This is a genomic window from Algibacter sp., from assembly GCF_039977455.1.
Lineage (GTDB): Bacteria > Bacteroidota > Bacteroidia > Flavobacteriales > Flavobacteriaceae > Algibacter_B.
The window spans coordinates 176,508-189,809 of the sequence record NZ_JBDWDG010000031.1; the positions used below are offsets into that span (position 1 = coordinate 176,508).

The 13,302-nt window shown below is 31.8% G+C and carries 15 protein-coding genes and 1 tRNA gene; 3 read left to right on the top strand and 13 right to left on the bottom strand.

The features are described from left to right. Nucleotides 1–57: 57 nt before the first annotated feature. The 3 genes from ABJM36_RS15625 to ABJM36_RS15635 form a co-directional block, all read right to left on the bottom strand. On the bottom strand, nt 58–1,242 hold the full coding sequence (locus ABJM36_RS15625; protein ID WP_348452431.1) for a protein kinase: 1,185 nt from the start codon (nt 1,240–1,242) through the stop codon (nt 58–60). 210 nt (nt 1,243–1,452) lie between these two features. Continuing rightward, on the bottom strand, nt 1,453–1,665 hold the full coding sequence (locus ABJM36_RS15630) for a hypothetical protein (RefSeq protein WP_348452433.1): 213 nt from the start codon (nt 1,663–1,665) through the stop codon (nt 1,453–1,455). Nucleotides 1,666–1,805: 140 nt separating this feature from the next. Then, entirely contained in the window at nt 1,806–3,128 is a 1,323-nt protein-coding gene (locus ABJM36_RS15635) for a TolC family protein (protein WP_348452435.1), read from the bottom strand. Nucleotides 3,129–3,272: 144 nt separating this feature from the next. Here ABJM36_RS15635 and ABJM36_RS15640 point away from each other — a divergent pair, with 144 nt between their 5' ends. Together ABJM36_RS15640 and rpe are read left to right on the top strand one after the other, a co-directional pair. Then, a complete protein-coding gene (locus tag ABJM36_RS15640) occupies nt 3,273–4,136 on the top strand; it encodes a sigma-70 family RNA polymerase sigma factor (RefSeq protein ID WP_042497104.1) in 864 nt (287 codons plus the stop codon). 380 nt (nt 4,137–4,516) lie between these two features. Continuing rightward, complete coding sequence (gene rpe / locus ABJM36_RS15645; protein WP_348452437.1) at nt 4,517–5,179, top strand: ribulose-phosphate 3-epimerase; 663 nt, start codon at nt 4,517–4,519, stop codon at nt 5,177–5,179. On the opposite strand, the gene ABJM36_RS15650 is transcribed toward rpe, so the two are convergent. The 3 genes from ABJM36_RS15650 to ABJM36_RS15660 all read right to left on the bottom strand — a co-directional run bounded on the left by ABJM36_RS15650 (nt 5,176) and on the right by ABJM36_RS15660 (nt 7,068). Next, complete coding sequence (locus tag ABJM36_RS15650; protein WP_348452439.1) at nt 5,176–5,595, bottom strand: CBS domain-containing protein; 420 nt, start codon at nt 5,593–5,595, stop codon at nt 5,176–5,178. The two genes, rpe and ABJM36_RS15650, sit on opposite strands and share 4 nt — an antisense overlap. A 110-nt stretch (nt 5,596–5,705) precedes the next feature. Beyond that, a complete protein-coding gene (locus ABJM36_RS15655) occupies nt 5,706–6,125 on the bottom strand; it encodes a CBS domain-containing protein (RefSeq protein ID WP_348452441.1) in 420 nt (139 codons plus the stop codon). Between the two features lie 79 nt (nt 6,126–6,204). Then, on the bottom strand, nt 6,205–7,068 hold the full coding sequence (locus ABJM36_RS15660; protein WP_348452443.1) for a zinc-dependent peptidase: 864 nt from the start codon (nt 7,066–7,068) through the stop codon (nt 6,205–6,207). A 203-nt stretch (nt 7,069–7,271) separates the two neighbouring features. On the opposite strand from ABJM36_RS15660, the gene ABJM36_RS15665 reads away from it, so the two are divergent. After that, a complete protein-coding gene (locus ABJM36_RS15665) occupies nt 7,272–7,700 on the top strand; it encodes an organic hydroperoxide resistance protein (protein WP_348452445.1) in 429 nt (142 codons plus the stop codon). A gap of 55 nt (nt 7,701–7,755) precedes the next feature. Here ABJM36_RS15665 and ABJM36_RS15670 read toward each other — a convergent pair. The 7 genes from ABJM36_RS15670 to ABJM36_RS15700 all read right to left on the bottom strand — a co-directional run bounded on the left by ABJM36_RS15670 (nt 7,756) and on the right by ABJM36_RS15700 (nt 13,297). Continuing rightward, nucleotides 7,756–7,829, bottom strand: a tRNA-Arg gene (locus ABJM36_RS15670). 2 nt (nt 7,830–7,831) lie between these two features. Beyond that, nucleotides 7,832–8,083, bottom strand: coding sequence for a GIY-YIG nuclease family protein (locus ABJM36_RS15675; RefSeq protein ID WP_348452446.1), 252 nt, complete (start codon nt 8,081–8,083; stop codon nt 7,832–7,834). Nucleotides 8,084–8,155: 72 nt separating this feature from the next. After that, the gene (locus ABJM36_RS15680; RefSeq protein WP_348452522.1) at nt 8,156–8,395 is read right to left on the bottom strand and encodes a GIY-YIG nuclease family protein; all 240 of its coding nucleotides are present in this window, start codon (nt 8,393–8,395) and stop codon (nt 8,156–8,158) included. A 101-nt stretch (nt 8,396–8,496) separates the two neighbouring features. Then, the gene (locus tag ABJM36_RS15685; RefSeq protein WP_348452447.1) at nt 8,497–8,946 is read right to left on the bottom strand and encodes a GatB/YqeY domain-containing protein; all 450 of its coding nucleotides are present in this window, start codon (nt 8,944–8,946) and stop codon (nt 8,497–8,499) included. Nucleotides 8,947–9,130: 184 nt separating this feature from the next. Next, nucleotides 9,131–11,158: a cell division protein FtsZ gene (ftsZ, locus tag ABJM36_RS15690; protein WP_348452449.1), complete on the bottom strand. Its 2,028-nt coding sequence runs from the start codon at nt 11,156–11,158 to the stop codon at nt 9,131–9,133. Between the two features lie 120 nt (nt 11,159–11,278). Then, on the bottom strand, nt 11,279–12,601 hold the full coding sequence (ftsA, locus tag ABJM36_RS15695; RefSeq protein WP_348452450.1) for a cell division protein FtsA: 1,323 nt from the start codon (nt 12,599–12,601) through the stop codon (nt 11,279–11,281). A 3-nt stretch (nt 12,602–12,604) separates the two neighbouring features. Continuing rightward, entirely contained in the window at nt 12,605–13,297 is a 693-nt protein-coding gene (locus ABJM36_RS15700) for a hypothetical protein (RefSeq protein ID WP_348452452.1), read from the bottom strand. Between the last annotated feature and the right edge of the window lie 5 nt (nt 13,298–13,302).

Below are 13,302 nucleotides of genomic sequence, written 5' to 3' on the forward strand. Positions count from 1 at the left end.
AACTATTACTGTTATGCTATTCGGGTTTTAAGAGCCTCAAATATATTGTATTTATTTTTAAACGTATTTTTTATAAATGACCTTCCAGTTAGCGTACATACTACTAGCATTACTAAATCTATTTTCGGGATTTGATTCTAAACATTTTATTATAAATTGTTTTACTTGAACTGGCATTCTTCGTTTTAAAAACGCTTTGTTTTCACTTAAATTTAGCTGTTGTTTTTCATCAACCATAGTTTTCCAAGTATCGGCTTTAAATGGTAAATCTTTTGTAAAAACATAATATATAATAAGCCCTATTTGATACACCTCAGACTGAAAATGAGTCACTTTCGAGAAACGCCTATCTATAGACCTTAATGCTCTTTCTGGTGGAATAAAAGCGTAAACTCCGCCATTTCTAACTTTCCCCTTGTTTATTTCGTTATTAAATTCAACTTTATTGGAATAGCCAAAATCAATAATTACAGGAACACCATTTTTTTTAACTAGAATGTTACTAAAATGGATATCGCCATGATAAACGTTGTTTTGGTGAATTATAGAAAACCCTTTAAGCATTTTTAAAATAAGCTTCAACTTCTCAGAGGTTTTTAACTTATTTGCTTTTACAAATTTAGAAATACTAATGCCGTCAATTTGCTTTAATAAAATATAGGGCTGCCTATTATAAGTTTTAAATCCAAGAGTTTTATTTATATAGATAGAATTAAATTTATTAGCAAAATTATATTCTTCTTTAAAATGAAAACTGTATTTATCGAAGCTTTTTTCATCCTTAAACTTTAATTTATTGAGCAGTTTTATAACTCGTTTTCTATTCGTATTTAAGTCTCGAACCAAATAAACATCTGTTATTTTATTATTCCCTAAAACGGATAACACTTTATAATTTAAAAACGTATCCTTGTCTTGAAACAAGGTTTCAAATTCAACTAACTTTTCAACCTTACCGTCAGGAATAATCCATTTTCTCTTTGTTAAATCATTAAAAAAGGTTTGTAATTGATCCTTTAGTAAGGTTTCCTCCTCATTATTTTTTAATTTGAATTCTGCTTTATAATACCCAAAAACTTTATCTAAAGAATTAGGCATTTCAAAATGGTTTAAAAAATGAAAAATGGTTTCATTAATTAAAAATACTTTTGTTCGCTTTGCAGAAATTACAGCAAAATACTCAAGTTCTTGGTTTTTGTTCTTTTCTGAGCTGAGTTCTATATAACTAGAAAGTTTGTACATAGCAGGCGGTACAGTAATTTACTTGGTTTTAAAATGCCTAATTTCTACAATTATTTTTGGAGATTAGCACATTTAAATCTTTTATGAACGTTAAAAAGGGGGAATAAATTTAGTAAAGTATATTTATAATAACTCTCCTAGTCTCTTAAGTTTTAAGCAAAAAAAACAGGTTTACTTGTGTAACCTGTTTTTTTAAAAATTATATAAATTCTATCCTTCAATATAGATTGGCACATCACATCCATATCCACCGCCATTACTAGAACTTGATGAACTTGATGAGCTTGATGAAGAAGATTTTGAACTAGAACTTGAACCAGAACCTTTTTTACATTTTCTTTTCTTCTTTTTTCTACCTCCTGCTATAACCTCATCTATTTGTGTATAGTTTAAATCTTTAATTAAGTCGTTTAAATTTAGCATAGTAGTATATTTAAGAGTTAATAACAATTACTTTACAAATCTAATTCAAACCTAATAATTAAGCATCTCTCTTTAACGAGTATAAAAGTAATTTGGTCTAAATTACCACACGACACAGCTTAATTCCTACAACATTAGAGCTACTTTGTAATTAAATCGAGCTTAACTGAATTAAAATACCACTTGTATTTGGCTGTAATAACATCTAATTCAGACTTTAACAAATTTCTTTTAGCAATTGCAAAATTAAAAGCATTAATTTTTCCTTCTTCATATTTAAGCTTTGAGGTTCTAAAAGATTCGGTAGACGATAATAAAACCTCGTTAGAAGATTTATACTCTACAATGGCATCTCCAATATCCTGATAGGCCTTTTCTACCTCAAAAATTAAATTATTATTAACTAACTGTTTTGCCATGATAGCCTTTTCATGATCTAATTTGGCAACCTGAACATCATAACTATTTTTTAAACCATTAAAAATTGGAATACTTAAACTTGCTCCTATAGAGTTAGTTTTATTATCTCCTATTTGAGTTCCAAAAGGAAAAATATCTTCATTATCTTCCGATAGACTTTTCACATAAAAGGATTCTACTTGATATTTTAGGCTTAATTTTGGTAAAACGCTTCCTCTAATTTCTCCTATTGATGCTTCTGCTATTTCTACATTATAATCTGCACTTTTAGAGATTGGATTATTTGCAAGAACTTTATCTATATAATAGGACTTATCCTTTAACGTAGATTCATCTACCTCAAATAGGTTGTCAAAAAAAACAACTTTATCAGTATCTACCTTATAATTTAATAGATAAAGTAAATTTAATAAGGCTCTGTTTTTACTATTCTCACCTAATTCCACATTTTTTTTATCTATGGCGTGTTCCGCAACAGCGTCATATAACTCACTTTTTGCAATATAACCATAGTTTAAAGCATCGTTTAACCTGTTAATTTGTTTATCACTTTCGGCTAATTGGTTATTTAATAATTTTAAATATTCATCATTAAACATAACATCTAAATAATACTGCGCTATAGTTAACAATACATTTCTTTTAGCAATTTTAGAGTCGGCTTCAGATTTTTTAACACTAGCCTGTGATTTTTTAAAACTACTCAAACTGGAAAAGTTTAATAAATCCATTGAGGCAGTTAAATACAAATCGTTAGAAAGAAAATCTTCGTTAGCTCTAGTATTGGTTGATGGCTCTATATTAAACCCAAACTCATAATCTTGAGTAGCTCCAATACTTACATCGGGTAGAAAATGCCATTTAGCTCTTTTACTTAACAGCTTTTGCTTTTCGACCTCCATCTCATTTTGTTTTAAATCTAAATTATTTCTAATAGCTAAAATAAAACAACCTTCTAAGGTTAATTCTAGCTCTCCATTAGTTTGAGAATGTATAACCCCAACACTTAAAAAACTAATAATTAATAGTAGAAAACACTTCATATATAGGTTTTTAGGACTTAAAAATTTTCATGCAAGATATAGAAATTTAAAAAAAAATAAAGTTTTTTGTAACATTTTGAATAGTTACAGCGTATAACTATTGAACGACCTATTTATTCACAAATTAAATTCAGGACACATTAGATGAGACAACTTAAAATTACGAAGCAGGTTACCAATAGAGAAACCGCTTCGTTAGATAAATATCTACAGGAAATTGGTAAGGTTGATTTAATTACAGCCGACGAAGAAGTTGAATTAGCACAACGTATTAAAGCTGGCGATCAAGTAGCTTTAGAAAAGTTAACGAAGGCTAATTTACGTTTCGTTGTATCTGTAGCAAAGCAATACCAAAACCAAGGACTAACATTACCGGATTTAATTAATGAAGGAAATTTAGGTTTAATTAAAGCGGCACAACGTTTTGATGAAACTCGTGGTTTTAAATTTATATCGTATGCAGTTTGGTGGATTCGTCAATCGATTCTTCAAGCTTTAGCTGAACAATCTCGTATTGTACGTTTACCATTAAATAAAATTGGTTCTATTAATAAAATTAATAAAACATTTGCCTTTTTAGAGCAAAGTCATGAGCGTCCTCCTTCTGCTGAAGAAATTGCAAAAGAATTGGATATGACGATTAACGATGTTAAAGAGTCTATGAAAAACTCTGGTCGTCATGTAAGTATGGATGCGCCTTTAGTTGAAGGTGAAGATTCTAACTTATACGATGTATTAAACTCAGGAGAATCTCCAAACCCAGACCGTGAATTGCTACATGAATCTTTACGTACTGAAATTGAACGTGCTCTTGAAACATTAACACCGCGTGAAGCAGATGTTATTCGTTTATACTTTGGTTTAGGCAACCAACACCCAATGACTCTAGAAGAAATTGGTGAAACGTTCGACCTAACTCGTGAGCGTGTTAGACAAATTAAAGAAAAAGCTATTCGTAGGTTAAAACATACCTCTAGAAGTAAAATATTAAAAACGTATTTAGGTTAGTAATTATTAAAAATTACGACTAAATTCCAGTAACAACAGTTACAACATAACTGTTCGTTTTTTGATTGATGAAAGAACCCGCGGCTGATTACCGCGGGTTTATTCATTTTAACACACTTCTTTTTGTCATAGCACCAACAAACTTATCACTATATTGGTTACCTACTAAATACTATTTGTTACAATAGTGAAGTAAAACCAAACTTTGTTATAAAGGGCTTAAAATCCCTATTTAACCAAACGCAAACCAAAACATCGCTAATAAAATTACTAGAGTACTAGTAAAAAAAGAAAATAATTTTTTCAAATTATAGAAGATCTATTGACTTCCAACTAATAAAAAACTTTAGCTTTGCGAAAACAAAACAAATAACACAAACATGTCTTCTAAATTAATTGCGCCTTCAATGCTAGCTGCCGATTTTGGCAATTTACAACGTGATACAGAAATGGTTAACAAAAGTGAAGCCGATTGGTTTCATATTGATGTTATGGATGGACACTTTGTTCCAAACATTTCTTATGGTATGCCAGTTATTGAAGCCATAAAAAAGCACGCTACAAAGCCTTTAGACGTGCACTTAATGATTGAAAAACCAGAGCGCTATATTGAGGAGTTTGCTAAAGTAGGAGCAGATATTATTACCGTGCACCATGAATCTACAGTACATTTGCACCGCACACTTACTCAAATTGAAGATGCAGGATGTAAAGCCGGTGTTGTTTTAAACTTAACCACACCTGTATCTGTCCTAGAAGATATTTTACCTAAATGTTACATGGTTTTACTCATGTCTATAAATCCAGGTTTTGGTGGTCAAAAGTTTGAAGACATCACCTACAATCGGGTAAAAAAATTGCGTAAAATGATTAACGAACAAGGTTTAAATACCCGAATTGAAATTGATGGTGGTGTTACCAACAAAAACATAAAGAAATTAGTTGAAGCTGGTGCAGATGTATTTGTTGCTGGAAGCCATGTTTTTAAAAGCTCTAATCAACAAGAAACTATTAAAGAGTTAAAAGCAATTGCTAATTCTTAAATTTGTTTAATAAAATAATATAATAGATCGGTTGTAGACACAATTCCAACAGGCACGCCATCATCTACAACCGGAACAGCATGAAACTCTCGATCTGCTAATAGCTTTGCTACTTCCTTAATAGAGGTGTCGCCAGTAACTGTTACAACATCTTTAACCATAACTTGTTCAATTGTAAAGGCATTATATACTACCGAGTTAACAGTTCTGCTGTCTTCTGGAACTTCTTCAGAAAAACTAATACGCATTAAATCAGTATAACTAACCATGCCTACTATAACGCCGTGAGACACCACAGGGATATGTTTTATTTTATGTCTATTAAATAGCATTTCTACCCTATCTAAATCCTCTCTTGGGCTAATTGCAATAATATTTTTAGTCATTATCGTAGAAATCGGAATGTGTGGTACCATGGCTTATATGTTTTAAATTACGGGGTAAATTTACTTCAGAAATTATATAGATTTCATGACAATTATCACTTCTACTAAAATAATAACCAAGGCATTAAAATAAGGTCGTCTTAAAATTGTTTTAGCAAATACTTTATTAAATCGGTAGTCGTAACAATTCCTTTTAGTTCATTATCATCTACCACTGGCAACGCATGAAAGTCTTTGGATGCTAATAATTCAGAAACTTCTTTTATTGAGTTTGTAGAAGAAACCGTTACTATATTTCTTTTCATAACTTGATCGATAGTGAACATATTATTTACCATGACATCTATTGCATTATCATTTTCATTGGTTATATCGGCAAAACTAAGGCGTAATAAATCACTATAGCTTAGCATACCTACAATTACGTTACCATTAACAACAGGAATATGTCTTATCTTATGTTTTTTAAATAAATGCTCGGCGGTTTCTAATTTATCAGTTTTGTTCAATGTGATGACATCTTTGGTCATTATCATTGATATTGGTGCTTTTCGTATCATAACATTTAAGCTTAAAATTATTCCTTAAAATTACATAACCTTAGCTTTCTTTTTTATGATAAAAGTCATGGCTTAAATACTAGTAACTAGGATAATTAAAATTTAGCATTTGCCGTACCTTATAATAAATTATGGGAAATTGATTTCTAAAAGTTTTAGGTGTTTCAATAAAGGTTTCTAGTATAACTGCTAGCAACTCAAAATCATTAGTAAAGGCGTAGTCCCTTATATAATCGGAATTCACTAATTTATTTTTTAAAATTTCATCATCAGAAATTAGTGCTCTGAGTTCATTAAAAGTATCTATAAAAATCACTGAATTTATATCCTCTTGATAAATACTATTAAAATGAATAGCATGAGCAAATTCGTGAATTCCTAGATTAAGTTTATCGTCTTCAATCTTATACCCCTCAACAAAACTATCCCATGATAGTACTAACGTATTCACGTTTGCATTAAACTCGCCTTTATGAAAAACATTATTCACTTCAGAAAAATATGTAGTTGGGTAAATAACAACATTTTTTACCGCCTTAATACTAAAATCTCTAAATCCGAAAGTAAGCATCATTGCTGTAGCAGACACGAGCACTTTTACCTCATCTGTTATCTCAAAACCTTCTTTACCTACAAATACCTTGCTTTGCATAAAAACCGCAATACGGTGCCTAAAATAACCTTGGCACTTAGCATCTAACCGCTTATAAAATGTAAACTGCTCATTTAATATTTTAATTTGATTTCCATTAAGTTTTTTACGAAAAAGATAAAAATGTACAAATGCGGGACGTTTAGTAAAAAAAGTATAAGTCATTTCAAACCCATCCAATATGCTGGTAATTACTTTTCTAATAAAAATAAGTATTAAAATAATTACAAGTCCTATTAGAATAGATAAAATAATCGTTCCTATATAATATGAATCTGGATTGTTTTGCAAAGGGTATAAATGAAATTTAAGCCACTGTAAAATTAGCCTATTTAGCTTATCAATGGGGTTTATTCTTCAAAACTTATTCCACAACAAAGTGCTATTAAGAAAAACCTTAGATTTCTTTTAAATTTTATGAGAAATTTAAGATTGATCATTTCATTTACTATGCTCTAGATAGTATATTTAATGGATAACTAAAATATAAAGATATGAAAACACTATATGAAGCTACCACCATAGCTATAGGAGGACGAAAAGGAAAAGTAAAATCTGAAGATGGTCCATTGGATTTAAATTTATCCGTACCAAAATCTATGGGTGGTTCTGGAGGCGATGGTGCTAACCCAGAACAATTTTTCGGAGCAGCTTATGCCGCTTGTTTTGGAGGAGCTATACAAGCAGTTGCCGAGAACGAAAAAATTAAAATTGACAATGATAAATTAAGTGTAAGTGCAACTATAGGATTCTGTAAAGATGAGGACGGCTTCTTTTTAGAGGCCACCCTAGATTGTTACATTCCGGGTGTCGATATTAAAACTGGAGAAGATTTAGTTGAGAGCGCCCATGAAATTTGTCCGTTTAGCAAGGCTACACGCGATAATATTACGGTTAGATTAAATTTATTGTTGGATGAATAATCTAAATTAATTTATAAGTATAAAAAAATCACTTCAAATGAAGTGATTTTTTTTGTGACCGCGAAGGGATTCGAACCCCCAACCCTCAGAGCCGAAATCTGATATTCTATCCAGTTGAACTACGCAGCCATTTATTTATTTTTCAATATATTTTTTATAAAGTCTCTTCCACTTCCTGTTTTAAAATATTTTTCTCTTAATACTGATTCTTCTCGTGTTAAAAATTTCTCGAAATATACTAACCTCCAAGGAATATAGCCCTTAGTTGATTTAGTTTTTCCACTATTATGTTCTTTTAACCGCTTTTTTAAATCATCTGAGTGACCTTTGTACAGCCTTCCATCAACATCACTCTCTAAAACATAAGTATAGTACACTTTCATATGTAACGAAATCTGATATTCCCTGCCTGTGCCGGCAGGCAGGTATCCAGTTGAACTACGCAGCCATTTTAATTATATAATTGTTTTTAGAAACTCTATTCCATCTTCAGACTTTAAATATTTATGATAATCTTTTGCCTCAATTTGAGATGTAAATACTTTCGAATATACTAAAACCCAAGGCCTGTATCCTTTAGTTTCTTTATGTTCTCCCATGTTATGCTGTACGAGTCTTTTTTCTAAATCTTGAGTTAACCCTTTATATATCCGGTTATTTTTTTCACTTCTTATTACATACACATAGTAAATCATCAAAACTACTTTTTAGGCTCTCAAAATTACGGCAAACATATCTAAAATTCTAACCAATTAATGCACAAGGTTAGTTTTGAAAAAGTAAGAAGCCTGTCAAATTATGATAATTTTGCTTTTACAATATTAGAAATAGTTTTACCATCAGCTTGTCCAGCTAATTCTTTACTTACCATGCCCATAACCTTACCCATATCTTTCATGCCATCTGCTCCTACTTGCTCAATAGTTGCCACAACAACTTTTTCAATTTCCTCATCGGTTAATGCTTCTGGTAAAAACTGACTAATAACTTCAGCTTCATCAATTTCTGGCAATGCCAAATCCTTTCTATCTTGTTCTAAATAAATAGCAGCACTATCTTTACGTTGTTTTACTAGTTTTTGAAGTATTTTAAGCTCTTGCTCTTCTGTTAAGTCTTCTTTAGCTCCACTTTCTGTCTGTGCTAATAAAATAGCCGATTTAACGGCACGCAACGCTGTTAAAGCTGTTTGATCTTTTGATTTCATCGCTTCTTTTAAAGCCGACATTACTTCTTGTTGTAAACCCATAATTTTTCATTATTTACTTAATGCGAAGATAGAAAAAAGATACAAGCATGAATAAAAAAAAGAGGTATTAAAAAAGATACCCTCCTTAAAAAGGTATGACAAAGCCACACTAAATAAAAAGCCCGAAAAGTTGAGGGAACTTTTCGGGCTTCTAATTAACACACTAGGTTAAATTGGTGATAATTTAATCCACATTATCATGTAGGAATGAATTATTACTTCTTAATTGAATATCATCATTATCATCTAAACCAATGCTTGTTCTTGACATATTAGTTTCTGATGAATGTTTTGCTGCTTTTAAATCTACACCTTGCCTTTTATACGCTGGCTCCTTTTCAATATCATCAATTTTGGCATTGTTGAATTTATAATTGAAGTCTTTCATTTTGCGTCTGCGCTCTTCGGCACGTTCTTTTAGCAAATCTGAAATTGGGCTATTCATAGGATCTACATCATCATTTTCGTCTTCATTTACAGTAGGTTCAACAACCACTTTCTTTTCAAAAACAATTTCCTCTTCAACGTCTTCTAAAACGTCTTTCGAAGTTTGTTTAGACTTCGTTTTGGCACCATCTAATTCGGCATAATCATCTAAAGTATAACGAATATCACCATCTTCATTAGTTTCATTAACATTAACTAACTCCACGTAATCGTTAACATGAATACTTTTTACTTCTTCATTTAAATCATGAGAAATAATAGTTTCATCCTGAACCTTTTCTTTTTTCGCTTCTTTTATTTCTTCTTTTTTATCCTTTTTAGTTTCATCACTAGTTGACGATATTGGCATATCGAAGGTTAATGTAATTTGTTTCTCTTCCTCAATATAGTCTGAGATCAGTTCAACATCTGCAACGCTTTCAGGATCAGCCGCCATTCTTGTAACTGGCTTAATGATAAAACTATCATCTTCATTCAAATTAGAAATATTTGCACTTACCTCATCGTAAACCACATTAATATTCTTAATAAGATCTGAAGTTGGTATTAAATCTATTTCATTTTCAACTTTCTTAACTTCTGATTTTTTTACAAAAACCACATCTTCTTCTGGTTCTAAATCTAAAGTATGACGAACAACTGGCGCTTCTTTCTTTTCTTCTAAAACTATAGTAGGCTCGATTATTACAGGTTCTTTATCTTGAGCATCTAGATCTTGCTCTTCACTTAAAGAATGTACAACCTTTTTAGTTTCTGTATTAGAAATTTCATCTTGTTGCTCGATATCAAAACCTGTAGCAATAATTGTTACAGCAATAGACTCTTCTAACGATTCATCCTCACCAACACCCATAATGATGTTTGCGCCATGACCTGCTTCGGTTTGAATATGATCATTAATTTCTCCTATTTCATCGATAGTTATTTCTTGAGCACCGGAAACAATTAACAACAATACGTTTTTAGCACCAGTAATTTTATTATCGTTTAATAATGGTGAATCAAGTGCCTTTCTAATAGCATCTTGTGCACGATTTTGGCCTGAAGCTAAGGCAGACCCCATAATAGCAGTACCACTATTACTTAATACTGTTTTAGCATCACGTAAATCTATATTTTGTGTGTAGTGATGTGTAATAACTTCGGCTATACCACGAGCAGCGGTAGATAACACCTCGTCAGCCTTAGAGAATCCTGCTTTAAAACCAAGATTACCGTAAACTTCACGTAGTTTGTTATTATTAATTACAATTAAAGAATCAACTACATTTCTTAACTTCTCAATACCCTTTTGAGATTGTTCGATGCGCATTCTTCCTTCAAATTGAAAAGGCATGGTTACAATACCTACAGTTAAAATGTCTAAATCTTTAGCCATTTTAGCAATTATAGGTGCTGCACCTGTTCCAGTACCACCTCCCATTCCGGCAGTAATAAACACCATTTTTGTATTGGAATCAAGCATTTGAGAAATATCGTCAAAACTTTCAACTGCAGATTGCTCACCTATATCTGGGTTTGCTCCTGCCCCTAACCCTTCGGTTAAATCTAGTCCTAATTGGATTTTATTGGGAACTCCACTGTTTTGTAAGGCTTGTGCATCTGTATTACAGATATAAAAATCAACGCCTTTAATACCTTGTTGGAACATGTGATTAATGGCATTACTACCACCACCGCCTACGCCAATGACTTTAATAACATTTGATTGATTTTTGGGTAAATCAAATGAGATACTTGTTTCGAATTCTTTTTTGCTGCTCATAAAATTCTGTTTTTCTGGGGATTTTGTACTTAATATTTTTAATTCAATGGTTGCTCTCTACGCCAATTATCACTTTTTATTAATGTGTCTATTGGACATGTTGTTCTATTTTTAAACTTACTACTCTGCATTATCTAAAAAATCTTTAACACGTTCGGTTAATTTGTCAAGAAAGGAGCGCCTTTCCTTAACAGGTTTTTCTATAACTTCTTCATCTATCTTTTCTTCTGGTATTTCAACTTCATCAACAACGACTTCTTCTTGTTGTTCTATTTTTTTACGCTCTTGACGTTTTAACCCATCTAACACCAATCCTACGGCTGTTGCAAAAAGCGGACTCGTAATATCATCATCACTATCGCCAGCCAAATGCTCGTTTGGATACCCTATTCTGGTATCCATGCCTGTAATATATTCAACTAGTTGTTTTAAATGTTTTAATTGTGCTCCACCACCAGTTAAAACAATACCTGCAATTAGCTTTTTCTTTTGCTCTTCGTGCCCGTAGTTTTTAATTTCAACATATACCTGCTCTACGATTTCAACAACCCTAGCATGTATAATTTTAGACAGATTTTTTAAAGTAATCTCTTTAGGCTCCCTTCCTCTTAAACCAGGAATAGAAACAATTTCGTTATCCTTATTTTCACCTGGCCAAGCAGAACCAAATTTTATTTTTAATAATTCAGCTTGCTTTTCAATAATTGAACATCCCTCTTTAATATCTTCAGTAATCACATTTCCTCCAAAGGGAATTACTGCGGTATGACGAATAATACCATCTCTAAAAATAGCTAAATCGGTAGTTCCTCCTCCAATATCAATTAAAGCAACACCAGCTTCTTTTTCTTCTTGACTTAAAACTGCATTGGCAGATGCTAAAGGTTCTAAAGTAATACCTTCTAGACCTAGTCCCGAGCTTTGCACACAACGCCCAATATTTCTAATTGAAGAAACTTGACCTACAACGACATGGAAATTCGCTTCTAAACGCCCCCCATACATTCCTATTGGTTCTTTAATTTCGGCTTGTCCGTCAATTTTATACTCTTGTGGCAATACATGGATAATTTCTTCTCCAGGTAGCATCACTAATTTATGTACTTGATTGATCAACCTATCGATATCATCAACATCAATAACGGTTTCAGAATTAGACCGTGTAATGTAATCGCTATGTTGTAAACTACGAATGTGCTGACCCGCTATACCAACAGTAACCTCATCAATTTTCATATCTGCCGCTGCTTCGGCCTCTTGAACAGCTTGTTGAATAGACTGAATGGTTTGCGTAATGTTATTTACAACACCTCGGTGTACACCCAAGCTTTTAGATTTACCAATACCTAAAATCTCGACTTTGCCGTATTCATTCTTACGCCCAATCATTGCCACAATTTTTGTGGTTCCTATGTCTAATCCTACTGCTAAATTATGTTCCATAGCTTAAATTTTGGTACAAATTACTTGGTTTTCAAACTCTAAATTCACTTTGCTATAATTGCCAAGTGTATTATCCTTTTGATTTTTTTTATAAAAGGCCTTTAGGTTATTAATTTTTTTATCTAAAAAATTAACATCTCCTAGTTTTACTAAAAAATCACATTTTCTTAGTCTTAAATACAGCTGTTTATTATTATCCTGATTTATCTCAAAAACATGTTTTTTTAAGAAATCATCACTTTTAATTTTACGTGCTATTTTAAAGACGTTTGTTAAATTATTTTTTTCAATTCTACCGGTAACTAAGGGTACTCTTGCCGAATAATTTTTTGACAACGGCATATACATGCCCTCATCATCAATGTAATAAGACGCATTCGCACTTACTCTTGCTATAGGTGTTTTTTGTTCTATTTCAGCGTTAAGCGTACCATTTACAGCAACATACACTTCCGCAGATTTTATTAACGGGTTAGATTTGAGGGTGTTTTCTAATTCATTCAAAACTAAAGCTTCTTTAGGCACGTTTTTAAGGCCTCCATAATTTTGTATTAACAATTTACTAACAGCCTCACTTGTTACAAAAAGGTTGTTTTCGCCAACAAATTTCACATTAGGAGCCGATACATATCTGTTCGTATTTCGAGATGAAGCAAAAGCAAACAAAAAGACCACTATGCCTAGCAAAACAACCATTTTTA